We start from the raw sequence: 25,693 nt of genomic DNA on the forward strand, positions 1-25,693 counted from the left end.
CTCGGCTATCGAACGCCGTTTGAGGTTTTTTATAATTTGGATATACTCCCACTAAAACTTACCTCCCGTTGCTCTTCGTAGCTGAATCCGCCTGCCTTATTGTCTAAGTATTATATGGACAATAAAATATACATATCGGGAGTATATTTATTCGTTATGTGCGGACAAATTCGAAATGAGACATTTTGCGCTAGCCATTCCCCCTACTTTTTCTGATCGAATAAAAAGTATTGCGCGATTCAGAGGTGCTGGTTATGATCGTCCATGAAGCACACGCTTCAACGTCGCTCGGACGGATCCGGGCGCTTACGTGAAAATACATCATGACCACTATTGATAGCACTACTCCGCCGGGCCGGGGTGATACGACACCAAGCCGCAGTTATACTTTCTCCCGCATTAATCGCCTTCCACCGTATGTCTTCAATATTACTGCCGAGCTAAAAATGGCGGCGCGCCGTCGTGGCGAAGATATTATCGATATGTCGATGGGCAATCCTGACGGTGCGACTCCACCCCATATCGTTGCCAAATTGGTTGAGGTCGCACAACGACCTGATACGCATGGCTATTCCGCTTCCAAAGGTATTCCACGCTTACGTCGCGCGATTGCACATTGGTATAAATCCCGCTATGACGTCGATCTAAATCCTGACACCGAGGCGATTGTCACCATCGGTTCTAAAGAAGGTCTTGCGCATCTGATGCTGGCAACGCTAGACAAGGGTGACACCGTGCTGGTACCCAATCCCAGTTACCCGATTCACATTTATGGCGCGGTGATTGCTGGTGCCGATATCCGTTCAATACGCATGAGTCCGGGCGTGGATTTTTTTGCCGAACTGGAACGTGCTATCCGCGAGAGTTATCCAAAACCGAAAATGATGATCTTCGGCTTCCCCTCCAATCCGACAGCGCAATGCGTCGAGCTGGAATTCTTTGAGCGCGTCGTCAAACTAGCGAAAGAACATAACATCCTGGTGGTCCATGATCTGGCGTATGCCGACATCGTTTTTGATGGATGGAAAGCGCCCTCAATTATGCAGGTGCCGGGTGCGCGTGATGTTGCTGTTGAATTTTTTACGCTATCTAAAAGCTATAACATGGCAGGCTGGCGGATCGGATTTATGGTGGGTAATAAAGAGCTGGTATCGGCTTTGGCAAGGATAAAAAGCTATCACGATTACGGCAGTTTTACGCCGGTACAAGTAGCGGCGATTGCGGCGCTGGAAGGCGATCAAACTTGCGTCAGCGAGATACGCGACAAGTATCAGCGTCGTCGTGATGTCTTAGTAAAAGGCTTGCACGAGCTGGGCTGGATGGTCGATATTCCGAAAGCATCGATGTATATCTGGGCACATATTCCGCCAGCTTATCGTCAACTGGGCTCGCTAGAATTTGCTAAGCAAGTTCTTGAAAAGGCTAGACTTTGCGTGTCACCTGGTATCGGTTTTGGTGAGTATGGCGACGAATATGTACGCTTTGCCCTGATTGAAAATGAAGCACGGATTCGCCAGGCTTTACGTGGTCTGAAAACGATGTTTCGCGATGATGGTGTAGAAGCATAAGCGCAGTATCAAAGCGAGTTCACGCTGGCAAAGAACGTCATTGTTACGTTCTTTGCGTTTCTGAAATAATAGATTCTTTGCGCCGCTGACTGATCTTGTTTTTGTGGTTGAATAAAGTTCTCCCTTCCCTTTTATTTTTTAAAGATTTTATGTCCACACCACGTATTCGTCTTGCCTCTTCCGGCCCAGAGTTTTCTCGTATTACACTAGGTTTATGGCGTCTGGCAGATTGGGCGATGACGCCACAGCAAAGACTGCGCTTTATTGAGCAGGCTCTGGAATCAGGAATTACCACCACCGACCATGCCGATATTTATGGCAATTATCAATGCGAACAATTATTCGGTGAGGCGCTGGCATTGGCACCGCAGTTACGTCATAAAATCGAGATCGTCAGCAAGTGCGGCATCAAGTTGGTGTCTGATCAGCGGCCTGCGCATCAACTTCAGTATTACGACACCAGCCGTGAACACATCATTGCGTCGGCCGAGAATTCCTTACGCAACATGCGGATTGATTATCTGGATTTGCTGCTGATACACAGACCCGATCCTTTGATGAATGCTGATGAAATGGCGGAAGCATTTCAGCACTTGCAGCAGAGTGGTAAAGTCAAATATTTTGGTGTGTCCAACTTCACGCCATCGCAATTTGAATTGCTGGCATCCCGTTTTCCGCTGGTGACTAACCAAGTGGAGTTGTCGGCCCTGCATTTGCCGCCATTACACGATGGTACGCTGGACCAGTGCCAGCGCTTAGGGATTGCGCCGATGATCTGGTCCGCACTAGCGGGAGGTCGTTTGTTGCAAGATGATAGCGAGCGTGGTTTGAGGGTAAGCGCGGCGCTGAAAGTTATCGCGGATCAGTTGGATGTATCGATTTCTACTGTCGCAATTGCCTGGATTTTGCGACATCCGTCTAAGCCTGTTGTATTAACTGGCACGGGACGTATTGCCGCCGTGCGTGAAGCTGTTGCTGCTTGTAGTATCAATTTAAGCCGCGAGCAATGGTTTTCTGTGTGGTGTGCATCTGCGGGTAAAAACGTTGATTGATTGCGACATCCTTGTTCTACGCAAATTTTGTAGGGTGCGACAGTTGCTTGTTGGTGGCCTTTAGTTCGTAGCCTTTAATTCGTAGCCTTTAATTGCTAGCCTTAATCGATAGCAACCGATACCAAGCCCTAGTCAGAAAGCATGATCTTCAGAAATTTATGGCGTCAGAACAAACACGACCGTAATGTAAATTCTGGCTAAAGATGGAAGTGTTAAGTTTTTAAGAGTATAAATAACAACTTACTTATCAGTTTTCTTGAAAATAGTCTTTACCCTTTTTTAATCGGATGGGCAGCTTGACGACTTTCTTCCAATGGATACGCCGCAATATACATAAGCCTAAACTGGGGCAGGCCGACATACAACAATGGCGGGCAGAAGTGTTATCTGCCATTTTGTTTATGGGGCTTGTGCTGGGATCTGTTACGGCTATTCCCAGTATGGCTCTTGCGATTAAGCAAGGTCTCTGGTCGGTCGTCAGCATTGATCTTATTGCTTTGACCTGGCTCGGTTGTTTGTGGCGCTTGCCACAACTACCTTTCAAATTTCGTGCCTGGAACTTACTCATACTGCTGTATCTGTTGGGCGTTTGGTTCTTGATTAAAGTAGGGCCCGTCAGCCAGATTTATTTGACAGCTTTCCCTGTCATGACGGCGTTGCTGATTGGTTTTCGTCCTGCAATCATTGCTTTGGTCGTTAATGCAGTGACTTTGCTTGGGCTCGGTTATCTTGCCAACGCCAGCATTCACATTGATCATCTAAGCGACCAGCCATTAATACAATGGATTGTCATCACACTCAATTTCACATTTATCAGTTCCATCATTACGGTGTCGTGCGGTGTACTTTTGCAACGCCTGGAACAGTCTTTGATCGAGCAACTTGCGATAGCGACTTCGCTGACGGAGCAGCAAGCTAGTTTACATACCGCGAATGAAGCTCTGAGGCTAAACGCTGTTGCATTAGCACGTCTGAATGACATGGTGCTGATTTTGGAGGTTGTTTCTGACTCAAGCAGTCAGAACCAGATTGTTTTTGCGAACGATGCTTTTGAGCGAAAAACTGGTTATCACTTGTCGGAAATAATGGGTAAAACTACGCAAATGTTGCATGGTGTGAATACTCAATTTGATGAGCTTGATCGTATCACCGCAGCACTTGATCGTGGTGAGACCGTGCATACAGAGCTGATCAACTATACGAAATCGGGTGGAGAATTTTGGGTCGAGATTGATATTGTTCCAATCTCAGATGAACGGAAAAAAATTACCCATTGGGTTGCTGTTGAGCGAGATATCACTGATCGTAAAAATGCAGAAGAACATATTTACCGGCTCGCCTATTTTGATGTACTGACAGGTCTGCCGAATCGTCGTTTGCTGGTGGATCGTCTGGATATTTTATTAGCAACCGCACGCCGTACTGGATTGAATAGCGCAGTGTTATTTATTGATCTGGATCATTTTAAAAACATCAACGATGCCCGCGGACATGCGGTTGGTGATTCATTATTGTTACATGTGACGCAGCGTCTTAAAACCTTATTACGTGAGGTCGATACTGTCGCGCGCATCGGTGGTGATGAATTTGTTGTACTGATTTCGAATATTTCAAATGATATTAATGTCGGTGCATTATCTGCCTTGGCCGTTGCCGAAAAAATCCGCAGTGCGATCGCCTTACCGTTTGAGATCGACGGGCAAACTTATAACTCTGGTTGCAGTATCGGCGTGACGTTGCTTCCAAAACCAGATCAAGACACTAACGACTTATTGCGCGAAGCAGATACCGCAATGCATCGTGCTAAAGCGGGCGGACGTAATCAGATTGCCTTTTTCGAATCCGCTATGCAGGCAGAAGTTGAGCAGCGTTTAATCTTAGAACACGATCTGGTTCTAGCATTAAGCGAGGGGCAGTTACAGATGGTAATGCAGGCGCAAGTGAATCATCAAGGGCAGCCAGAGGGGGCAGAATTGCTGATGCGCTGGACGCATCCGCAGCGTGGTCCGATTTCTCCCGCGGTATTTATTCCCGTTGCTGAAGAATGCGGCATGATCGTGCAATTGGGTGACTGGGCGTTGCGGCAGGGTTGCCTCGCCTTAATCCGATTAGAGCAAGCAGGATGGCCGCTTTCTCTCTCGATTAACGTCAGCCCAAAACAATTCCGGCAAGCTAATTTTGTTGAAAAGGTCGCGTCGGTCTTAATGCAGACCGGTGCGCCAGCATCACGTTTAATTCTAGAAGTAACAGAAGGTTTGCTGATCAATAATATGCAAGAAACCATAGAGCGTATGCACGCCCTGACTAAGATGGGCATCCGTTTTTCTATTGACGATTTTGGTACCGGTTATTCCAGTCTTGCTTATCTCAAAAAAATGCCTTTGTATGAGCTGAAAATTGATCGTAGCTTTGTACAAGACATGCCCGCCGATCCGAACGACACTGCGATTGTGCAATCGATTTTGTCGATGGCAAATCACTTGGGTTTGCGGGTGGTGGCGGAGGGTGTGGAGACCAAAGAACAGGCCGACTTTTTAATCGCTAGCGGTTGTGCAACCTTGCAAGGATTTTTATACAGCCGCCCGACTGCAATTGAGACCTGGCTGACGCAGCAAGAAGAGAAAGCACAGGGCGAACTGAAGTCATTGAATGCACCGAATCTACCCAATGTACCCAATGTACCTAATGTACATTAAGCATCCGCATATACGAGTAAATCTAGGGATGTCAGTATTTATATCGTATTCAAATAGGTCTGCTGCATCCAGTCGATAAATACTTGCACCTCCGGCCGCATAATTGCCTGTGCTTCATGCACCAGATAATACGCATGCGGTGGCGTCGCTAGTTGCGTGTCGAACAGGCGCACGACTTCTCCCTGCTCGATTAATTCCTGCGCAAAATGCTGACGCGTCAAGCCTACACCGTGACCATGTTTAATCGCTTCTAACAGCAAACCAAGATCGTCAATGCGCAAGCCTGTGGTAGGTTCCGCCCAATCTAGCTTTGCTACTTCAAACCATGGTTGCCAAGGTTCTAATGCTGAACGTAATAAGCTCGCGTGACGCAAATCGCTGGGTTGCAACAGCGGCGGTATGGTTTGCAGATAAGCTGGGCTGGCGACGGCAAACGATGGCTCGACGAATAATTTTTTAGTCACGAGATTCGGATATTCGCCCGCACCAAACCGTATTTCAACATCGCTCTCTGACAAGCTTAAATCGTATAGTGGTACAAATAAAAAAATCTCAATTTCAATTTCGGGATGCGCTTTGGTAAAGCTGGCTAAACGCGGCATAAACATGTAGCGCGCAAACGTCGGCGGCAAGGTGATTTTGACGCGTAACTGATTCTGCGTTGTTTTATTCGGTAATGGGAAGTCGGACAAAGTACGCAAAGCGACCCGCACCACATCCAGATAACGCCGGCCAAATTCGGTCAGTGTGACACTCCGTCCTTCACGCACAAAAACTCGTTCACATAAATGTTCTTCCAGCAAACGAATGCGGTGCGATAAAGCCGAAGGGGTAATACAAAGCTCTTCGGCAGCAACTGCAAATGAGGCATGACGAGCGGCTGCCTCAAAAGCAGACAGAGCGTGTACTGGAGGTAATCTTGTTGCCATTGTTTTTCCGAATTGTATGCATTGGCAGGCGAGAAATTCTCCTGCCTGAGGAGATAGGCTAGCTTTGCTTCATCATGATCCCAGATTTTCCATTAGACCGCTATCACTCCTTATCAATGCAGGTGTGGTATGAGGCGTTTAGGGAAATAACAACACTGCGATATGAGTGCAAGCGCTACAACGACAATTGCACCTTTGGCGAACTGCCTGGCGTTGTTGCTCCTCCTAGCAAGATGCAGCTTGCGTCGTCGTCACGTCTAGCCAGGCAGTCCGCCAAAGGCACACTTGTCGCTGTTCTAACGGAAAATCTGGGATGATGCGTTCTTTGATTTTTTGCCGTATCCTCCTGACATCATTCACTTAATAAATTTTTTGCTATGGGTAATCGACTTTCAAAAATTGCCACCCGCACGGGTGACGCTGGTACGACAGGTTTGGGCGATGGTAGCCGTGTTGATAAGGACGCTTTACGCGTACATGCGATGGGCGATGTGGACGAGCTTAATTCGCAAATTGGTGTGTTGTTGTGCGAAGATATTCCGCCGCAAATGCAGCGTGAATTGGTGTCGATCCAACATGATCTGTTTGATATGGGAGGGGAGCTATGTATCCCCGGTTACACCATGATCACCGATGCACAAGTAGCGCGCTTAGATACCTTATTGGCGCACTACAATGCCGATCTGGAGCCGCTGAAGGATTTTATTTTGCCAGGTGGATCACGTGCCGCAGCGGTTGCGCATGTTTGCCGCACCGTGTGCCGCCGCGCTGAGCGAGCTATTGTTAGTGTTGGTAAAGCCGAGGCAATTAATGATCAACCACGACAATATATGAATCGTCTGTCTGATCTGATGTTCGTTTTGTCGCGTGTGTTAAATCGGTATGCTGGCGGTAGTGATGTGTTGTGGGAGAAAGAGCGCGAGCGTTGATCAAGCTCGGTTTAAGTGTTTTGACTGCGGCTGTGTAAGTATTAATTGCCCTCCGTCCAAATTGAAAAACACCCGAGGTTAATAAAAACCTCGGGTGTTTTTTATGCGTTATGAATCGTGCATGAATTGTGCATGAATTATGCATTAATCGTGCACTAATCATATGTGATGTATCTCAATAAGGTCCGTTCGGTGCTTTTAATGCAGCGCAATCAGCGGGAGCGACGCAACTTTGATTATTTTCCCAGCCCCAACCACTGCTGGTATTTTTGCATAGCGCATAAGTTTTTCCATACCAGTTGCATTGGGTGGGAGCTTTGACCACGCCATAGGGCGATGGCAGAGCAGTGCAGCTAGAGCGGCCGACACAACTGGTATTGTTTTCCCAGCCCCAGCCATTGTTCGAGTTATTACAAATCGGGTACTTGGTGCCGTACCAGTTACATTGGTCAACAGTGGTGGTGCCGCCAGAAGAATTGCCGCCAAAGTTACTGGCTAATTTGGATGTCGCCTTAATACCGTTGCTACTGTTCACCAGAAAATTACCCCAAGTCGTGTATGAGCTAGCGACGAAATTATTGACGATATCGAGTTTTGTACAGCAGCTTCCGTTGCCACTCCAGCTCCAGCCCAAGTAGCCAATGCCATAGTCACGCGCGTATTGCATGATGGAGGTTTCATCAACATTGGCGCCGTTATTTTCTGTGCCAAACTCGCCAATAACCAGGGCATATCCTTTGGATTGGAAGCTGGATAAATATTGTTGAATGCGTGATGCATTGTTATACACCTCATACATATGCACAGAGAACACCAATCGATGCAGGGTATCTGCATTGTACAAAGTTGGCGCATTATCCCGCATGTAGTAAGAAGGATCTTGCCCCCAGCCTGGACCGTCGATCATGATCAAATGAGTCAGGCCAGCGTTGCGTAATTTTTTAATCGCGTTGGATGTGTCATTGACGAAGGTGGAGGCAGAGACATTGCCACCAAACGGTTCGTTAGCGATGTTTACAATCACATAATTCTCTTGTCCGACGATCGCGGATTTGATGTCGGAGCTGACCCAGTAATCAGCTGCTTGCGAAATGGTAGTCGCGTTAGCATTGTCACCCCAGCCAGTGGCTTCGTGTACTTCTAAAATACAGACCAATTTGTTGGCTTTGCATTGACTGATGATATTACTGATATCCGATCCACTGCTGCGCGTGCCGCCTTGCGTACCATTTTGTAAAACAATACGTGCCGAATTGGCGCCGGTTGCTGCAATGTCTTTTAAGCCTTGCGTGGTCTTGGATGTGAACCAGGCGTAAGGAAAATTAACACCGCGGAAAATGAAATTCGATCCGTTGGGATCGATAACCTGAGTGCCGCTGACACTCCAGCCAGCAAACGCTTGTGTTGCTATAAGGCTGGAGGCGAGCACTACCCCTGCGGTTTTTAGCATGCCTGATACAATTTTTTTGCAAAATGTCATTATCTTTACCTGGTTAGATGGCGGGAAAAAATCCTGGGATTGAAAATTAATATGTCATGTTAAATAAGCAAATGTTGATTAATTTTCATCAGTGTATTGATAATGATAGGCTTGTGCAAGTATCAAGTTTTGTTGGCATATGATTCGTTGAGATATAGTCAGTTTACTTTATAAAATTAACCGCCTAAACAATATACTCCTCATAAAATTATTTAAAATAGTCGATTTGTCCAGGAATTATCTGGACGATTAAAATATACCCTATTGGAGTATATTTATCGGGCGCTCTGGTAGCGTGCGTAATGTCACAAAAAAGCCACGCTGACCAAAAGGCAGCGTGGCTTTTATTTACATGTTTTTAACATTGTTCTGACTTAGGTCAGACGGGCTGTTTATTTGGCCGGGAAAGTCATACCCAGTTGGTCAAACAAAAATGCATACACGTCGGCAGTCTGGTTGGCTTTAATTGACAAAGAACTGCCGATGCCATGACCGGCATGTGAGTTGATGCTGAGGTAGACCGGTTTACCCGCAGTCGCTGCTTGCAAACGAGCGATCATTTTGCGCGAATGCATAGGGTTAACGCGGCCATCGGTTTCGCCAGTTGCCATGAAAATTGCCGGGTAGGTCGTTCTATCCTGAACATGGTGGTATGGCGAATAGGCGTATAAGGCTTTCAACTGATCTGGATTTTTGACGCTGCCAAATTCCGTGGTATTGAAGGCGCCATTGGGGTCTAGTTCTACCCGCAACATGTCGTAGATGCCGACTTGCGATACCACAGCTTTAAACAAATCCGGGTGTTGGGTAAACACCGCACCCATCAGCAGACCACCATTGCTACCGCCGATGCTGGCCATATGTTCGCTAGTGGTGTACTTTTGAGCGATCAGGTATTGTGCCGCTGCCGTAAAATCATCAAACACATTTTGCTTATTGGTCAGCGCGCCTTTGCTGTGCCATTCCTCACCAAACTCACCACCGCCACGCAGATTAGCGATCACGAACACACCACCCGCATTCAGCCACAGACGTGTAGCGGGACTTAAAAAGCGCGGCGTTTGATTGACGCTATAACCGCCGTAGCCATTAAGCAAAACAGGATTAGTCCCATCCAATTTAATACCTTTGCGGCGGACTATATTTAATGGGATTTTGGTGCCGTCTTTGGATGTTGCAAATTCTCTGACAACTTCTGTGTCGTCATAAGAAGTGGCGCTAGTTTGTGCTAATTTGGTGGCTTCTGACTTACCGGATTTCTCATCGTAACGAGAATAGTAGGGTGGTGTCAGATAGGTTTTAACTGAGTACAGTAATGAGCCGTCACTTAAGGTATCGATCTCATCCACGGTCGCTACATCTGGCAATGGCAGATTGCCTAAGGATTTTCCGTCATGATCATAGATCGCAACACGTGATGGTCCGCCGATAATTTCGCGCAGGTATAAAGCATTTTTTGTGACGATGACAGGGGAGCCGCCAAACTCTCCACCAGGTTGGATTACTGCCTCAGATTCCGGCACCAGCACTTTGGCGTGCGTCAGATCTAAATCGTTCAAGGCTAACTTCAAGAGCTTTCCGCGTGGTGCGTCTTTGCGGGAGACTAGATATATGGCGTTGTCCGAGCCAATAGTGGCTGCAACAATCTTGTCTTCAAACCGGCTGACTTGCTTGATCTTGCCATCCTGGCTGATCACGTAGTGCGCAAACTCGCCGCCATCACCGTTGGCAACTGAGGCGACTACATAATTGGGATTTTGATGGCTGTCGAGCGCGATTTCTGCCACTTTAGGAAAGTCTTTTCCTAAGACATACGCGTCTTTTGAAGGATCACTACCAATTTTATGGAAGTAAATCTGCTGGTAAAAATGCTGGCGATTCGCAGCCTGATCTTTGCCCGGATAGCGGGTGTACCAGAAGCCGGTACCATCGGCTTTCCACGCAACGCTACCGCCGCCAGTCGGGTACTGTACTAGAGGAATCAGCTTGTCGATTTGTTTGCCGGTAGCGACGTCAATGATGTGCACAGAGCCATCTTCGCTACCATTTTCAGACATCGATACAGCGACTTTAGAGCCATCGTGCGATGGCACAAACCAGTCAATTGCAGTCGTGCCTTTGGTATTGATGAGGTTTGGATCGAGGACAATTTTAGCTTGTGCAGGATCCGCCGCATTCGTCAGCACTGCAATCATAGGCTGCTGTTTTGGCGGCTGGTTATACATCGCAAACACTTTGTCGCCAGCGGTATGCAAATCATAGTAAGAGCTGGATGTGGCGGAGATTTGCGCCATTAGATTCTCAAATATGGGTTTGCGAAATGGCAGGCTGTCGAAATATTGTCGTGTGCGTTTATCTTGTGCCACGCTCCACTGATGTACCGCAGGATCGCTTTGTTTTTCTAACCAGCGATAGGGATCTTTCACGGTGATATCGCCATAAGTGTCAGTGACTTCAGCGACTCGCGTTGGCGGCGCAGTTTTATCTGCGGCAATTGCCGAGCCAGCAGAGATCAATAAACTCAAACCAGCAACTGCAAACGCAACATCAACCGCATTGATTTTTAATGAACATAAATTTTTCTTCGACATAAATTATTTCTCCCTTATTTAATACGCAAAAATTGTTGAGCTTGGTTTGACTGATTTGGACTTAATTTAATTGGAATAGTTTCAGACTAAAGAGTTTCATCTATCAGAAATAAAAAAGCGAAGCTTGTTGGCTTCGCTTTTTTATTTCGTTTCATTACTGATTATTTGCTACTAGCTTCAGTGCTTCTGCTCCGAAGCGTTTTTTGATTGAGGCCTCGATTCCCGCTGCATCCAGACCACAGCTTGCGAGCAGTAATGCCGGATCACCATGATCGACAAATTGATCTGGTAATCCGAGTATCAGCAATGGTTTGGTAATTCCTGCTTCTGCCATTGCTTCTGCGACTGCGGAGCCTGCGCCACCCATCACAGTGCCTTCTTCTATCGTGACTAACACGTCGTGGGTGTTGGCCAGTTCTGCCAGTAATGCCGTATCTAGCGGTTTGACAAAACGCATATTTGCCAGTGTGGCATCCAGATTTTCTGCAGCTTTTAATCCCGGCTGCACCATGGAGCCAAATGCCAAAATGGCGATGCTCTTGCCTTTACGTTTGATTTCGCCTTTGCCAATCGGCAGGGTGCTGAGTTTTAAATTGATGGCTGCACCAATCCCGGCGCCGCGTGGATAACGGATAGCCGCCGGGCCTGGATAATGGAAGCCAGTCGACAACATTTGACGGCATTCATTCTCATCCGAGGCGGCCATCACGACCATATTAGGGATGCAGCGCAGATAAGCCAGATCATAATTGCCGGCATGGGTTGCACCATCAGCACCGACCAGTCCCGCTCGGTCCAGGGCGAAAGTAACGTCCAGATTTTGCAACGCGACATCGTGAATTAACTGATCATAAGCACGTTGTAAAAAAGTGGAGTAAATCGCAACGACAGGTTTGAGCCCCTCGCATGCCATGCCACCGGCAAACGTAACAGAATGCTGTTCTGCAATGCCAACATCGTAATAACGGTCAGGGAATTTTTGCTCAAATTCCACCATGCCAGAACCTTCGCGCATCGCTGGGGTAATGCCAATCAAGCGTTGATCAGCGGCAGCCATATCGCATAACCAATTACCAAAGACTTGCGTATAAGTTTGTTTGGCAGGCGTAGTAGAGGGCTTAATGCCTTCAGCAGGATTGAATTTGCCAGGGCCGTGATAAAGAATTGGATCGGCTTCTGCTAATTTATAGCCCTGGCCTTTTTTGGTGACTACGTGCAGGAATTGGGGACCTTTGAGATTCTTTAAATTTTGTAGCGTCGGTACCAGAGAGTCCAGATCATGACCATCAATCGGGCCAATATAATTAAAACCAAATTCTTCAAACATCGTCGCCGGTACGATCATGCCTTTTGCATGCTCTTCAAACCGTTTGGCTAATTCCAATACTGGCGTTGGCAGTACCGATTTACCGACATTTCGTGCTGCTGCATAGAATTTACCAGACATCAGACGTGCCAGATAACGGTTAAGTGCACCGACTGGAGGCGAGATCGACATATCGTTGTCGTTCAGGATCACCAGTAAATTGATATCGTCGTAGACACCCGCATTATTCAAGGCTTCAAACGCCATGCCGGCGGTCATCGAGCCATCGCCAATGATGGCAACAGAATGGCGATCCTCGCCTTTGGTTTTTGCCGCCAAAGCCATCCCTAACGCAGCAGAAATCGATGTCGATGAATGCGCTGTACCAAACGTATCGTATTCGCTCTCAACCCGGCGCGGAAAACCAGAGATACCATTTAACTGGCGCAAGGTATGCATGCGATCACGACGACCCGTTAGAATTTTATGTGGATACGTTTGATGACCCACATCCCAGACCAGACGATCTTCCGGTGTCTGAAATACATAGTGCAGCGCGATGGTGAGTTCAACAGTGCCTAAATTAGACGATAAATGACCGCCTGTTTTAGACACAGAATCAATGACAAAATGACGCAACTCGTCGGCCAGCGGTTTTAATTGGGCACGTGTCAGCTTGCGTAAGTCGGCTGGAGAATTAATGCTGTCTAACAGAGTATTTGTATTATTAGTTGTGGTCATAAATTACGCCTTCCTCTGCACAATCAAATCTGCTAGGTTGCGCAGGATGTGTGCTTTTTCTCCAAAGGGCAACAACGCAGCATGGGCGTCGTCGCATAGTTTTTTTGCCAGCGCTTGTGACGCTTCCAAACCTAGCAAGGATACGTAGGTCGGCTTGTTATCTGCGGCATCTTTGCCAGCAGTTTTACCTAAGGTGGCAGAATCTGCGGTGGCATCCAGCACATCATCTACTACCTGAAATGCCAGTCCAATTGCGCTGGCGTATGCATCAAGCGCAGCGACTTCCGCCGCGGATAGAGTCTTGCCACACATCGCGCCCATGATGACTGAAGCACGCAGCAATGCGCCTGTTTTTAGGCGGTGCATCTGTTCTAGCTGGCCTACTGTTAAGGCGACACCGACGCTGGCTAAATCAATCGCCTGACCGCCGCACATACCGATTGACCCAGCGGCTTGTGCCAGCAAACGCAACATGGCAACTTGCCGTGAAGATTCACTCTCTGCTTCTGCCAAGACCAAAAAAGCTTGTGCTTGCAACGCGTCACCAACCAACAGGGCAGTTGCCTCATCATATTTGACATGCACAGTCGGTTTGCCTCTACGCAGAGCGTCATCGTCCATGCAGGGCATGTCGTCATGTACTAATGAATAAGCGTGAATCATTTCTAATGCGGCGGCGGCACGCGCCAATAAATCTGCTGGGGCATCAAACATAAAACCGGCGGCATACACTAACAAAGGGCGCACGCGTTTGCCGCCATCTAAAGTGGCGTAACGCATAGCCTCATGCAATTTTGCTGGTATAGCATCGGTGCTTGGTAGAAAACTAGCTAATAAGACTTCAAATTGCTGCTGAGTGGATTTCATCCAGTCCTGAAAATGCGCGCTCATGCATCGGCCTCGCCAGAATTATCTGCAACGAAAGGTTTCAGCATGCCAGCTTCCAGTACTTTGACCTGCTGTTCTACTTTGTCGAGTTGGCCTGCGCAGTATTTAATTAATTCAGAACCACGTTGATAAGCCGTGACGGAGGCTTCTAAAGGCAGCTCACCAGCTTCCATCTGGGCGACCAGTTCTGATAATTCCGACATCGCTGCTTCGAAAGAAGTTGGCTGATCGTTCTGACCGGGTTGTCCGATGGAGGGTAATTTTTTTGGCATAGGTAGTCTTGAAGAGCAAATTGAGTCTAACCCCGCATTTTAGTGCAAACCCAGTTGATAATCAGCTTAGTTGGCATAATTAGCAGCTTTTTTAGAGCTATCCTTTCTGTATCGGGATTATTCACTTTTATGCGCTTATTGAATTTGTTTTTTTGATATCGCAAAAAAGAGAATTTACTTAAAAAAGCAGCTGAAATTGCGATTCAAACATTTCCACATGGAAATTAATCGTATATAGTCAATGTGCAGTCAAACAAATTGTAGTGTTTGTGTGATGCAAGTTTGTGCACAGACTACTCACAAAGCATTACACTACTTCATTCTTTCAAAGCAACTTCTGAGTATTTTATTTAGTTGGCTTATCGATCAGATTTAGGTTGCAGACGGTAATTCTTTACTAATAATTTATCTTAACAACGTGTTTTAACAACGAGTTCCATGTCATCACAGTCGCCCGATTATCGGCAGTCTCAGAAAGCACCGTTAGCGCGTGCGGAGATTTTGCGTGCGCTGATTCCGCAGGCGACGCATTTGGTAGTCGCGCAATTAGATGCATTTGCCGCACGCTTGGCGAACGCTTTTTTTGCAGCATCCGAGCAAGTCAGTGATGCTCGTGAGGCTAATCTCAGTTTTAACTCTGGTCAGTTGTTAAAGAACAATGGCTATGCTTTTTATTACTTATGTTCGGCTGATATTGAGATCGCTTTCCGTAATGAAATTCAAGCTTTGTCTTTGGCAAATAAGCCTAAACAAGAACATTTTGAGCAACAAGATATCGCTCTGACACTAGTGTCATACGAAGAGATGGACAAAAAGCTAGCATTTGGGCGTGCTAGCCGTGCGTTAGAGCTGGCGAGCGCTGAGCAACTAGCCGCATTAGGTATGCGTTTGGCATGTGTCACAGAGACCGATACTCTGAGCGTTGCGCAAAATCCATTCAGGCCGGAAGTGTTTTTACGCGTGATCCATGCAGCGTGGTCTAAATTTAATCCTGATCCACATACGCATCCGTTAATTTTGCCGTTACTGCGGGCAGATATTCTGTTTGATCTGTCGCCAATTCTGCAGGCCTTAAATGAGTTTTTGGTACGTCAGGGCATTTTGACTGAATTGCATGAATCTTATCGGATTAAAAAGACCGAAAATATTCAATCTGCGATTGCGCCTGCTCAAGTTGATAAAAAAGATTTAAGTCAAAAACTGAAGAAGATTTTTTTAGAAAAAAATTCTTCTGATCCATCAGCTAATCAAAATGAAGACGATCAAAAAACTGATTTAAATCAGCTGCAATATCGCCAGCAGTTTTCTGCTAGCGCTCAAGCCAGCCAGCCAGAAACCGATACCCGACTTTTCCATTATCTGGAAAATTTACAGAAGACGATGGCGATTCGCCAGTTGGTGGCTGGTGCGCAAGACATGATGCGTCTGTCGCAAATGCGGGAGCAAATGCCGGAACTGACGAGTAACAACAGCGTAGAAAAAACTACTCTCGATTTGCTGTCTAAAATATTTGATACGGTTTTTCATAACCCATCAATACCGGGACAGATTAAAGAGCTGATTGGCGTCTTGCAAATCCCGGTGCTTAAAGCTGCGTTGATGGATAAAGAATTTTTCTTTCAAGAAGCGCATCCAGCACGCCGCATGATCGATCTGCTCACGCAGCAGAGCGTGGCCTGGGATCAAAGCAAAGGACAAGCTGATCCGCTGTTCCAGGCAATGCAGCACAATGTGAGTCGGGTACAAAACGAGTTTGACCATAAAATGGGTTTGTTTGACGAAGTGGTTTCTGATTTAGAAAACTTTGTCGCAAAAGAAGAAGAAGCCAGCGCAAAAGCTTTACAAGAGCCGATCAAACGTGCGCTGCAAAAAGAGAAGTTCAAACAGGCCAATATAGCCGCCAATAATGAAGTTGCTTTGCGAGTCGGTACTGGCGAGGTAGTCGCTTTTGTTGAAAGCTTTTTAGAAAACCGCTGGACTAAAGTACTAACACTGGCCTACAGCGTGCAAGAAGATAAACCACATGCTGTGACAGACGCTATCAAAACGATGGATGACTTAATCTGGAGCGTTAAACCTAAGATTACTTTGCCACAACGCCAAGAATTATTGAACCGTCTGCCGGCGATTTTAGCCAGGCTAAATAAGTGGCTGAGTCTGATTAAATGGGAAGATGCTGACCGCGCTCTATTTTTTGCTGATCTCGCAGAATGCCATGCGTCGATAGTTCGTGCTCCTTTAGAGTTGTCCCCAGAAAAGCAGTTAGAAATAGCAGTCGAAGCTGCGCAGTTAGCCGCTGAGCGTCGCCTGGAAAAACGTAATCAGGCAGAAGCTCAGGAGGCACAAGAGTTACAGAAGCTGCACGCGGAAGATGTCTCTGCTGATAATGCCGCCGAAGTAGTCGCAAATCTGGAGCGCGGCATTTGGTTGCAATTTACGAAGAAGAGCGGAGATACTCACAAAGCCAGACTCGCCTGGGTTAGTCCTATGCGCAGTCTGTACATCTTTACCGCCAGTCAAAAAGAGAAATCTTTCTCCTTATCTGCACAAGAGCTGGAACAGACTTTTCGCGAACAACGTGCACAAATTTTGGTACTCGATAAATTAGTTGATCGCGCTCTCAGCGAAGCCTTGGAAGAGGTTGCTGAGCGAGAAAACGAGCTGGCGAATTAGGGCTTCATTGCTAATGGCAGCACGAATTTTTCCAACTGAAGATACAGACTTATTTGTAAATAATGGTTTTGCTATAACTCTACCGTTATTAGATTCGTGTACTTTGAACGACCTCGATTTCGTACTATCTCAATTACAAAAAAATACCGCAGGAACCCGCCAATTACTAGATTTTCTTTGGTGCTCCGATTTAGCTCTGCGTATTCGCCAACACTCTCTGGTTAGACCATTCTTGGCATTGGACGCTGTCGCAGTGCAATGTACTTACTTTGAAAAGTCCAAAGACCAAAATTGGCTAGTCCCTTTACATCAAGATCTTAATATCCCAGTCAAGGAGAGAATAACTCATCCCGATTTAACGGTTTGGTCTGAAAAAGAAGGATTGGTCTTTGTACAGCCTACTAATGAAATGTTGCGTCAATTGGTTGCCGTACGTTTGCATATCGATGAATGCGACCTAACTGACGGCCCCTTGCGCGTTGTTCCGATGTCACATAAAAATGGTCGGTTATCCAACCAGGCCGCTATAGAGACGCGTGATCGTATGGGAGAAGTTATTTGCCCCGTTGAGAAAGGCGGGGCTTTAATAATGAGTCCTCTTCTATTGCATGCATCATCAAAAGCATCAGGCGAAAGTAAAAGGCGAGTACTGCATTTTGTTTATGGGCCAACCATTTTGAGTCATGGATTAAATTGGCGATATGCGATATGAGTCGCCTACTCGTTCACTAATAAGCCCCCAGACGTTTCTGCTCATTCGCATCAAATAACTGATCACGAATTTGCTGTAATGCCGTCATTTGTTCCGTGTCGTTTTTTCCATTGCTGATGATTTTATTTCGCTCCGCCTGATAAGTAGCAATCCGGTTTTTCCAATCTGTATCTTCTCTATCCAGATCAGCCAATCGTGCGGCGGCTTCTGGTGTGGTTGCTGCTGCTCGCATACGATAAATATCGTCGTCGCTTGCACCTTGCGCGCGCATTTTTGCGACGTTTTCTTCCATACGTATGATTTGATAAGGCGCTTCTTTTTCTGCCCGCAGTGCTGCTGGCATGGCCGCGTCCAGCGCTTGTAATTTTTGTTGCTTTTGTACGTTGTTCAGATTTTTATCTTGTGCGATTTCCAGTCGCGTAATCGCGTCGGTGTCGTAGGCATCGTCAAAGCCAAAGAATGCAGTATTTTCGTTTTGATTGAAATAACGCTGCCTTAAAGTTTGCATGCCTGCTAGCCGTGCTTTGATTGCAGATGTCATTTTATTGCTGTCATAGCCGGCATTTGTAGGATTCACTAGTTGAGGATTTTTTTCTATTTCTGCCAGCGCTAGTTTGTAATCCAGATAGCGACTTAGCAGATCTTTAGCTTGTGCTGCCGCTTTGGGGCCTAATTTTTTACTTAGTTCTTTTTCTATTTCTGCACGGATTTCCGGCAAAGTTTTTTCGCCTGTCGCCGCTAAGTAATAGTCGAACATGCGGCGCAATCCGGCATCGACAATTAAGACATCGGTGCTTGCTTGTTGTAACTGACCGTCAACCTGAGTGCCATCCATAGAGCGCACAAATGCGAACGAATCTTTGTCGCTCGACACCTGTTCTGAGCGCATATTTGTAGTCGGGTCGGTACGTAGTTGCAGCATCGTGAATACAGCGATGACGATGGATGCGATAGTGATGGTGGCGTAGCTTTTTTGTATTCTCATTATCTCGATCAACATTCTGATGTGGTCACTCCTGCTTCCGTAAAAATTACGGAGATGGAGAAGTCAATTAGCGGCTAACAAGTTGCGTACATCAAATAACAACTCATGGTCGTATTTGATGCACGCTATCCGCCTTAGATGTTTAAAATTGTAGACGCAATAGAATTTAGTTAATTTTATAGCCCTAAATTTTTTAAGCGATTGGCGTGTTGTCGATACAGCGTCACCGGATTGGTCTCAAAAATATTCACTAGGCCGACTGTTTGGTTCACTTCATCCAGATGGTTCATCGCGTAATCGTCACGGATCACTTTGCCTAAATGTGCGGAGCAACTTGCGACTAATCCGTCATTTTTTGCGCCCGCAAAGGCCAGCGAAGTTAAGGCTAATGCCGGATCGATTGGATCGAGTACATTGGTATAGGCCTTGGCACCGCTCCAGGAGAAATACGATACGCCGTTGACCTGGTAGGCACCTTCACCGCAGGCGCTAGTTGGTACGCCCTCTGGATGCGAAGCATTGAACTTGAGTGATCCTGCCGTACTCAATGATTTTGCTGCTGCCAGTGAATCCTGAGTTAAACCTTTGCCGCCAGAGAGGAAGTTAATGATATTTGCCAGGCCATTGGTGATCGACACAACTACTGCGTTTGATAGCGAGCCATCAGGTGCGATTCCCAGCAGCAGATCAGCCACTTTGGAGCCGCGATTGACGCCGCCTACGGTGGTCACCGATGCCACCAGATCAGGTCGGACGGATGCCACATAACGTGCGGTCGGGCCGCCGTGGCTATGTCCAATCAGATTGACTTTGCCGGTGCCAGTGACCGCAATGATTTGTTTGACCTGGGTCAGTAATTGCTCGCCCCTTACTTCGGTACTATTCGCAGCGGAGACTTGGGTTGCATACACTTTGGCGCCGTCAGAGCGTAAAGCGGATGGAATGCCATACCAATATTCCACAGGACCGATGTTATCGAAGCCAAACAAACCATGTGCCAGCACGATGGGATATTTTGTTTCTGTGTAACCAGAAGCCCATGATGCTGTAGGAAGCATTGCCAATCCAACTAGCAATGCCCCGATTTTTTTCAATCTTTTTTTGTTCATTTTTTTGTCTCTTAAATTATTTTTTTCAAATAGCCAAAATGAAACCGGACAATGTCATTTGTCCTTTACTGTCGCTCCTTTTAAAAAAATGGGATTTTCAGACTAGGTTTTGCCTAATCAATAAGCAAGGCGCAGCGCAGCATAAAAATCGCGCTGAAATGCAAATTTAATGAAGTCAGCCCATTTTTGATTGAACATTGATGAGATGAATTAATCGATGGCGAATGAAAGCTTATTGATGCTTGCTGGATCGTTTTTAGGCACTTTGCGACTAAAAATATAGGGCGATGGCTGGTGTTTTTGTTTACGCCTGTTTGCTTAAGCCAGGTTTTAAACCTGATTATCTTGCCGATAAGTAAAAATTAGAAGATTGTCACTAAAGTTGATTGATCCGTCGTTTTGTTGCTTGCAACGTCGGTTTGTCACAACAAACAACGCTAACTTTTTGATTTCTTTTTGCTTATTTTGAAATCAAAAAAAGTCTAATTTGCCGCAGAGCACCCCGATAAAGCCGATTCAGGTATAATCCGCGGTCTTGTCCAAAATTTCCTCTTCATTATTGTTGTGTGAGCTTTTCGCTGGAGATCGTCGTTTTCTTAATCACGATCAGCAGTTAAAAGCAGGTTTTTGTGGATTCTTTCTCCTTTAGGTTGGTGCAAATTAATTTGGGGGGTAGGGATGTCCGATCTGGCTTCTTTTTCCAAACTCGCGCGCTCCGACGCGCAACTTCCTGTTCATGTGTATTTTGATCAATCGCTGTTGCAACGCGAGATCAAACAACTCTTCCAGTCTGGCCCACGCTATGTCGGTCATGAACTGATGGTGCCCAATGTCGGCGATTTTGCTACGCTCGTCGCTGAGAATGAAGGCCGCATGCTGGTGCGTCATGCCGACGGCGCTAACGGAATTGAGCTGATGTCCAATGTCTGCCGCCACCGGCAAGCACTGATGTTCAATGGTCGCGGCAACAGCAACAATATCGTATGCCCTTTACACCGCTGGACCTATGACTTAAAAGGTGAGCTGATTGGCGCACCGCATTTTGAGGACACGCCTTGCCTTAATCTGTCACGCACGCCGCTGCAAAACTGGAACGGTTTATTATTCGAGCAAAACGGCTACAACGTGATGGAAAAAATGGGGCAGCTCAGCGTCACCAAAGACCTCAATTTCAGCGACTACATGCTAGACCATGTAGAAGTGCATGAATGTGATTACAACTGGAAGACTTTTATTGAAGTTTATCTGGAAGATTATCATGTCGAACCATTTCATCCGGGCTTGGGGAGTTTTGTCACTTGTGATGATTTAAGCTGGGAGTTTGGTGAGGACTATAGCGTACAAACGGTCGGCGTGAATAATGGCCTGCTCAAATCCGGTTCTGCTAAATACCAGGCGTGGCAAGAGCAAATCCTCAAGTTTCGTAACGGTGAAACACCAAAATACGGTGCGATCTGGTTAACGTTATACCCGAACATCATGGTCGAATGGTATCCGCATGTGCTGGTGGTATCGACTTTATGGCCGACCGCGACTGGTAAAACACGCAATGTAGTGGAATTTTATTATCCCGAAGAGATCGTCCTGTTTGAGCGTGAATTTATCGAGGCTGAACGCGCTGCTTATATGGAAACCTGTATTGAGGATGATGAGATTGCTTTGCGCATGGATGCGGGGCGCAAAATTTTGCTAGACCGTGGTGTCAGCGAAGTTGGTCCTTATCAATCACCGATGGAAGATGGCATGCAGCATTTTCATGAGTGGTATCGACGCAAAATACAGTTTTAAAAAAATGAAGGGGAAGCCGCAGCTTCCCCTTAATTTTTTGTTACTCCTTTTTAGGCTGTCGATTACTACATCAATTATCAGACCGATTAAAAGAGTGAAAAAGAACCGGGATCAAATAAATGCAGTCTTTGTGGATGTTGGTAGCCAGCTTTTTATTCTCCATCATGGGCGTATGCGTCAAGCTCGCCTCGGATACATATTCAACTTCTGAAATCGTTGCTTATCGCGGCTTGGTCGGGATGGTGATGATTTATTTGCTGGTGAGAACGCAAGGCTATAGTTTGCGCACTCGCATGGCAGGTCATCATTTGTGGCGCGGCACGGTAGGCGTGATCGCTTTGTGGCTATGGTTTTATTCGATCAGCCGTTTGTCGTTGGCGATGGCGGTGACGCTCAATTACATGTCACCGATCTGGATTGCCGCGATCTTGTTTGGTGGGGCATGGTTAAAGGGAAAGCAGCGGATTGAATGGGGTTTGCTTGCAGCCATTGCCTTGGGATTTATCGGCGTTTTATTGTTGCTACGTCCCAGCATGCATGCAGATCAGATGGTCGGTGGGATCGTGGCGCTCATCTCTGGAATGCTCGCTGCGCTGGCTTACATGCAAGTGCGTCAGATGGGTTTGATGGGGGAGCCAGAATATCGTGTGGTATTTTATTTTTCACTCACCTGCGCCATTGCCGGTTTGTTCGGCACAATGATTAATGGACTGACTTACGGGTTGGACTACGGGCTTGGTCAGGATGCCGGCAGTAGCAACTTAGCTGCACATTCGTTTACGGCTGGCTGGCATGCGCATCATATCAAAGGCTTTTTGCTGCTGATTACCATAGGCTTGACTGCGGCCTCAGCCCAATTTGCGATGACACGCGCCTATCGCCTTGGCAATACTTTGGTCACCGCCAATTTACAATATGTCGGCATCGTATTCTCCAGCATTTGGGATCTGTTATTGTGGAACGATGCATTAAGTTGGATGAGCTGGTTAGGCATTGCTGTGATCTTAAGTAGTGGATTGATTGCGACGTTCTATAATGCCAGAAACAAACCAGTAATCGCCATCGACCCTATAGCGACTGAATAAAAGGAGTACGCATGCATACCACACTGATTTCTGCCACGGACTTATCCGCCCAGATTGACAATCCACATTGGGTCATTTTAGATTGCCGGCATGATTTGCTGGACGCCAGCGCGGGTAAAAAAGCTTATGATGCGGCGCATATCCCGCGTGCTAAATTCGCCAGCCTGGATAACCAATTGTCGGGCCCTAAATTATCTTCCAATGGCGTTTTTCATGGGCGGCATCCATTGCCGGAAAAAGAAGATTTCATCCGCATCTTGCGTGCCTGGGGAATTGATAATTCTACGCAAGTCATTGCCTATGATGCACACGGCGGCATGTTTGCCGCCCGTCTCTGGTGGATGTTGCGCTGGGTTGGACATAAAGCGGTTGCGGTATTGGATGGCGGCTTGCCCGCGTGGCAGGCGCAAGGTTTGCCAACTACGGATAAAGCGCCAGAGGCAGCGCGTGGCAGCATTAGCTTAGGTGTTAGTCTGGTCAGCAGCGTCAACGTCGGTGACGTGCTGGTTAACCTTGCTACGGCCTCGCGTACGCTGGTGGATGCCCGCGCGGCAGACCGTTTTCGCGGTGAGAATGAAACCATGGACCCGATTGGCGGCCATATTCCCGGCGCAAAAAATCGTTTTTTTAAAGATAATCTGCAAGCGGATGGGTGCTTCAAATCACCGCAAGAATTACAGGCCGAATGGAGTGCAATTGTGCCAGATGCCAGCAAGGCGATTATGCAATGCGGATCAGGCGTGACGGCCTGCCACAATTTGTTAGCTTTGGAAATCGCGGGTTTGCCGGGCGCTGCTTTATATCCGGGATCGTGGAGCGAGTGGTGTGCAGAGCCTGCGCGGCCGTATGTTACCGGTGATGCAGGATAAGTATTTTTAGGATGATATATAAGATACTCCCCTTAAAAAAAGTATAAATAGCCTTATTGTCCAATGATTATATGGACAGTCTAACTATACTTAATGGGAGTATATTTTCATATGGACGCTGATCGTGTCGGAATAATCCACGCTCAGCCTTCTACTGCCCGAATAGTCCAAAAATCTGCCGCCAGATTGTGCTCCATCAAATATGCATAAGGCACAGTAAAAAATCCTTGCTTGCCCCAGTCTGCACCCCACGAGTTCATCACCGTGAAGCGTTCTGTTTTATCGTCATAACCGACCGCCAATACCGAATGTCCGCCAACTAGCCCCTCATCTTTTTTTGGCATTCCCAGCACGCCGCGCGCTGCCATTTTCTCCGATTCAAATCCCTCGTATAGAGTGATGCCGAACACAAATGGATGACCTGTTGCCAGACATACTTTCAGATGATCGAGTGTTTGTTGCAGACGCTGATAGCTGATCGCCTGATGTTCCAGCGCCTCCGCATATGCGGCGCGTGGCGGTTTTAAAGCATATTTTTTTGCGATATACGGCCAGCTGCTCTCACGACAAATACCCTGTTTAGCGACACTCTTAATTGCATCACGGATTTGTGCCCCATGGTTTTGCCGCTGCGTCCCTATCATCACGCGAGCATTGTAATGAACGAATAAACGCGATGGCATAAACGGGCGTTGTATGCCTTGTTTGATCAGATTAAAGCGGAAGGCATTGCAGACAGCGTTAGAGGTACAACTACCGATACGATCACCTTGATTAAAAACACTGGGGCAGTGTGGGCGCAGATCGATTTTGCTCGGTAACCGGGGCAGATAATTGGGCGGGACATCAAAGCGATGATCACGATGATCTGGTAAGTCAGGCAACCAACCATAGCCCGCAATTTTTTGTACCATGTTATTCCTCTTCTCTATCATGATTGCCAGAGATATCAGTCTACAACGATACTCAGCACATAGAAAAAATTAAGCCCGGTGTTGTGTCACAAACAGCACCAGCACTACGCCTAACGCGATCAGAATAATTTGCGGAATCGTTTCACGCAAGGTCGCGCGACGCTGCATCTGTGGCATTAAATCACTCAATGCAATATAAATAAAACCGGATGATGCAAATACCAGCACGTAGGGGATCAGGTTGCTCGCACTACCTAAAGTATAAAAGCCAAGTACGCCACCAATCACCGCCATCAGACTGCATATCAGGTTATACATGTAGGCTCGCGCGCGCGAAAAACCGGCATTCAGCAACACAATAAAATCACCAATCTCTTGCGGAATTTCATGCGCAATGATCGCCAGACCAGTGACCAGACCTAGTTTAGGATCGGCTAAAAATGCAGCAGCGATCAGGATTCCATCCGTAAAATTATGTAAGCCATCGCCTACCAAAATCATCCAGCCTGCCTTACCAGCCTCGTGTGCATCATGTCCATGCTCGTGATGATGCCCATCACCTTCGTGATGATGGGAGTGCCGCAGAATTGCAAATTTTTCCAGCAAAAAAAACGCCAGCAAGCCGCCCAGCAAGCACCCAAATAAGGTACGCGGATCAGCACCAGATTCAAAAGCCTCTGGCAATGCATGCAGTAAGGAGGTCGACAGCATAATGCCAACCGACAAACTGACCATACGCTCGACCATTTTAGATAAAAGCGAAAACGAAAAAATCGCCGCAGCAGTAATGCTCAGCACACCGGCAATCGTGGTGGCAAAGAGAATGGATAACAACGTGGAATGAATTTTAAGCCTCGAATCAGACAATAATGCACACAAGTGCAACTGGGTTGCAAATTAGAACACAGCGCGAGGATTTGTGCAAATGGAGTCGGAGCCAAATTTTTTTATGTTTCTTCGTCCTCGTTCATACGTTGCCTCAAACCGTAACTTGGAAAAAATTAGATTAACTGAGACCTTTGCATGACAGCCTTAATCAGAGCCGTTTCAGCAAAGGTTGAATTTTTAAAAAATAAAATGATGCTTTTTTAGTGATTTTGTCTTCA

The 25,693-nt window shown here is 46.8% G+C and carries 19 protein-coding genes; 9 read left to right on the forward strand and 10 right to left on the reverse strand.

Going from position 1 to position 25,693, the window contains the following annotated elements:
* The first annotated feature begins 323 nt into the window (after positions 1 to 323).
* The 3 genes from alaC (at position 324) to AAKU64_RS18870 (ending at position 5,316) form a co-directional block, all read left to right on the forward strand.
* The gene (gene alaC / locus AAKU64_RS18860) at positions 324 to 1,568 is read left to right on the forward strand and encodes an alanine transaminase (protein ID WP_354362670.1); all 1,245 of its coding nucleotides are present in this window, start codon (positions 324 to 326) and stop codon (positions 1,566 to 1,568) included.
* A gap of 149 nt (positions 1,569 to 1,717) precedes the next feature.
* A complete protein-coding gene (locus AAKU64_RS18865) occupies positions 1,718 to 2,620 on the forward strand; it encodes an aldo/keto reductase (RefSeq protein WP_354362671.1) in 903 nt (300 codons plus the stop codon).
* A 296-nt stretch (positions 2,621 to 2,916) separates the two neighbouring features.
* Complete coding sequence (locus tag AAKU64_RS18870) at positions 2,917 to 5,316, forward strand: putative bifunctional diguanylate cyclase/phosphodiesterase (protein ID WP_354362672.1); 2,400 nt, start codon at positions 2,917 to 2,919, stop codon at positions 5,314 to 5,316.
* 38 nt (positions 5,317 to 5,354) lie between these two features.
* On the opposite strand, the gene AAKU64_RS18875 is transcribed toward AAKU64_RS18870, so the two are convergent.
* Positions 5,355 to 6,245: a LysR substrate-binding domain-containing protein gene (locus tag AAKU64_RS18875; protein WP_354334237.1), complete on the reverse strand. Its 891-nt coding sequence runs from the start codon at positions 6,243 to 6,245 to the stop codon at positions 5,355 to 5,357.
* 377 nt (positions 6,246 to 6,622) lie between these two features.
* Here AAKU64_RS18875 and AAKU64_RS18880 point away from each other — a divergent pair, with 377 nt between their 5' ends.
* On the forward strand, positions 6,623 to 7,174 hold the full coding sequence (locus AAKU64_RS18880; RefSeq protein WP_354334239.1) for a cob(I)yrinic acid a,c-diamide adenosyltransferase: 552 nt from the start codon (positions 6,623 to 6,625) through the stop codon (positions 7,172 to 7,174).
* Between the two features lie 175 nt (positions 7,175 to 7,349).
* Here the strand turns inward: AAKU64_RS18880 and AAKU64_RS18885 are convergent, their stop codons facing one another.
* The 5 genes from AAKU64_RS18885 to AAKU64_RS18905 form a co-directional block, all read right to left on the reverse strand.
* Positions 7,350 to 8,654, reverse strand: a complete 1,305-nt coding sequence (locus AAKU64_RS18885; RefSeq protein WP_354334241.1) for a cellulase family glycosylhydrolase — start codon at positions 8,652 to 8,654, stop codon at positions 7,350 to 7,352.
* 392 nt (positions 8,655 to 9,046) lie between these two features.
* Entirely contained in the window at positions 9,047 to 11,245 is a 2,199-nt protein-coding gene (locus AAKU64_RS18890; RefSeq protein WP_354334243.1) for a prolyl oligopeptidase family serine peptidase, read from the reverse strand.
* Positions 11,246 to 11,399: 154 nt separating this feature from the next.
* Positions 11,400 to 13,292, reverse strand: coding sequence for a 1-deoxy-D-xylulose-5-phosphate synthase (dxs, locus tag AAKU64_RS18895; RefSeq protein ID WP_354334244.1), 1,893 nt, complete (start codon positions 13,290 to 13,292; stop codon positions 11,400 to 11,402).
* 3 nt (positions 13,293 to 13,295) lie between these two features.
* On the reverse strand, positions 13,296 to 14,183 hold the full coding sequence (locus AAKU64_RS18900) for a polyprenyl synthetase family protein (protein ID WP_354362673.1): 888 nt from the start codon (positions 14,181 to 14,183) through the stop codon (positions 13,296 to 13,298).
* The gene (locus AAKU64_RS18905) at positions 14,180 to 14,452 is read right to left on the reverse strand and encodes an exodeoxyribonuclease VII small subunit (protein ID WP_354334248.1); all 273 of its coding nucleotides are present in this window, start codon (positions 14,450 to 14,452) and stop codon (positions 14,180 to 14,182) included. The genes AAKU64_RS18900 and AAKU64_RS18905 overlap by 4 nt, the downstream gene beginning before the upstream one ends.
* 438 nt (positions 14,453 to 14,890) lie before the next feature.
* Here AAKU64_RS18905 and AAKU64_RS18910 point away from each other — a divergent pair, with 438 nt between their 5' ends.
* The gene (locus AAKU64_RS18910; protein WP_354362675.1) at positions 14,891 to 17,125 is read left to right on the forward strand and encodes a DUF1631 family protein; all 2,235 of its coding nucleotides are present in this window, start codon (positions 14,891 to 14,893) and stop codon (positions 17,123 to 17,125) included.
* A gap of 13 nt (positions 17,126 to 17,138) precedes the next feature.
* Positions 17,139 to 17,837 carry a phytanoyl-CoA dioxygenase family protein gene (locus AAKU64_RS18915; protein WP_354362676.1) on the forward strand — a complete coding sequence of 233 codons (699 nt, stop codon included), beginning with the start codon at positions 17,139 to 17,141 and terminating at the stop codon, positions 17,835 to 17,837.
* Positions 17,838 to 17,853: 16 nt separating this feature from the next.
* Here AAKU64_RS18915 and AAKU64_RS18920 read toward each other — a convergent pair whose 3' ends face one another.
* Both AAKU64_RS18920 and AAKU64_RS18925 read right to left on the reverse strand, forming a co-directional pair.
* On the reverse strand, positions 17,854 to 18,822 hold the full coding sequence (locus AAKU64_RS18920) for a lipase secretion chaperone (RefSeq protein ID WP_354362678.1): 969 nt from the start codon (positions 18,820 to 18,822) through the stop codon (positions 17,854 to 17,856).
* Between the two features lie 176 nt (positions 18,823 to 18,998).
* On the reverse strand, positions 18,999 to 19,931 hold the full coding sequence (locus AAKU64_RS18925; RefSeq protein WP_354334253.1) for a lipase family alpha/beta hydrolase: 933 nt from the start codon (positions 19,929 to 19,931) through the stop codon (positions 18,999 to 19,001).
* Positions 19,932 to 20,609: 678 nt separating this feature from the next.
* Here AAKU64_RS18925 and AAKU64_RS18930 point away from each other — a divergent pair.
* The 3 genes from AAKU64_RS18930 to AAKU64_RS18940 all read left to right on the forward strand — a co-directional run bounded on the left by AAKU64_RS18930 (position 20,610) and on the right by AAKU64_RS18940 (position 23,673).
* Positions 20,610 to 21,719 carry an aromatic ring-hydroxylating oxygenase subunit alpha gene (locus tag AAKU64_RS18930; protein ID WP_354362679.1) on the forward strand — a complete coding sequence of 370 codons (1,110 nt, stop codon included), beginning with the start codon at positions 20,610 to 20,612 and terminating at the stop codon, positions 21,717 to 21,719.
* Positions 21,720 to 21,838: 119 nt separating this feature from the next.
* Positions 21,839 to 22,804 (forward strand): DMT family transporter, encoded by a 966-nt coding sequence (locus AAKU64_RS18935; protein WP_354362680.1) that lies wholly within the window; start codon positions 21,839 to 21,841, stop codon positions 22,802 to 22,804.
* Positions 22,805 to 22,815: 11 nt separating this feature from the next.
* Positions 22,816 to 23,673, forward strand: a complete 858-nt coding sequence (locus AAKU64_RS18940) for a sulfurtransferase (RefSeq protein ID WP_354362681.1) — start codon at positions 22,816 to 22,818, stop codon at positions 23,671 to 23,673.
* A gap of 143 nt (positions 23,674 to 23,816) precedes the next feature.
* Here the strand turns inward: AAKU64_RS18940 and AAKU64_RS18945 are convergent, their stop codons facing one another.
* Positions 23,817 to 24,587, reverse strand: coding sequence for a C1 family peptidase (locus AAKU64_RS18945; protein ID WP_354362682.1), 771 nt, complete (start codon positions 24,585 to 24,587; stop codon positions 23,817 to 23,819).
* Positions 24,588 to 24,656: 69 nt separating this feature from the next.
* Positions 24,657 to 25,421, reverse strand: coding sequence for a ZIP family metal transporter (locus tag AAKU64_RS18950; RefSeq protein WP_354362683.1), 765 nt, complete (start codon positions 25,419 to 25,421; stop codon positions 24,657 to 24,659).
* Positions 25,422 to 25,693 lie beyond the last annotated feature (272 nt).

The organism is Undibacterium sp. GrIS 1.8 (genome assembly GCF_040544445.1).
Classification (GTDB): Bacteria; Pseudomonadota; Gammaproteobacteria; order Burkholderiales; family Burkholderiaceae_D; genus Undibacterium.

Coding starts and splice junctions, on each gene's coding strand:
- alaC (WP_354362670.1), top strand. CDS start 324: ATGACCACTATTGATAGCACTACTCCGCCGGGCCGGGGTGATACGACA.
- AAKU64_RS18865 (WP_354362671.1), top strand. CDS start 1,718: ATGTCCACACCACGTATTCGTCTTGCCTCTTCCGGCCCAGAGTTTTCT.
- AAKU64_RS18875 (WP_354334237.1), bottom strand. CDS start 6,245: ATGGCAACAAGATTACCTCCAGTACACGCTCTGTCTGCTTTTGAGGCA.
- AAKU64_RS18880 (WP_354334239.1), top strand. CDS start 6,623: ATGGGTAATCGACTTTCAAAAATTGCCACCCGCACGGGTGACGCTGGT.
- AAKU64_RS18885 (WP_354334241.1), bottom strand. CDS start 8,654: ATGACATTTTGCAAAAAAATTGTATCAGGCATGCTAAAAACCGCAGGG.
- AAKU64_RS18890 (WP_354334243.1), bottom strand. CDS start 11,245: ATGTCGAAGAAAAATTTATGTTCATTAAAAATCAATGCGGTTGATGTT.
- dxs (WP_354334244.1), bottom strand. CDS start 13,292: ATGACCACAACTAATAATACAAATACTCTGTTAGACAGCATTAATTCT.
- AAKU64_RS18900 (WP_354362673.1), bottom strand. CDS start 14,183: ATGAGCGCGCATTTTCAGGACTGGATGAAATCCACTCAGCAGCAATTT.
- AAKU64_RS18905 (WP_354334248.1), bottom strand. CDS start 14,452: ATGCCAAAAAAATTACCCTCCATCGGACAACCCGGTCAGAACGATCAG.
- AAKU64_RS18910 (WP_354362675.1), top strand. CDS start 14,891: ATGTCATCACAGTCGCCCGATTATCGGCAGTCTCAGAAAGCACCGTTA.
- AAKU64_RS18915 (WP_354362676.1), top strand. CDS start 17,139: ATGGCAGCACGAATTTTTCCAACTGAAGATACAGACTTATTTGTAAAT.
- AAKU64_RS18920 (WP_354362678.1), bottom strand. CDS start 18,822: ATGAGAATACAAAAAAGCTACGCCACCATCACTATCGCATCCATCGTC.
- AAKU64_RS18925 (WP_354334253.1), bottom strand. CDS start 19,931: ATGAACAAAAAAAGATTGAAAAAAATCGGGGCATTGCTAGTTGGATTG.
- AAKU64_RS18930 (WP_354362679.1), top strand. CDS start 20,610: ATGTCCGATCTGGCTTCTTTTTCCAAACTCGCGCGCTCCGACGCGCAA.
- AAKU64_RS18935 (WP_354362680.1), top strand. CDS start 21,839: ATGCAGTCTTTGTGGATGTTGGTAGCCAGCTTTTTATTCTCCATCATG.
- AAKU64_RS18940 (WP_354362681.1), top strand. CDS start 22,816: ATGCATACCACACTGATTTCTGCCACGGACTTATCCGCCCAGATTGAC.
- AAKU64_RS18945 (WP_354362682.1), bottom strand. CDS start 24,587: ATGGTACAAAAAATTGCGGGCTATGGTTGGTTGCCTGACTTACCAGAT.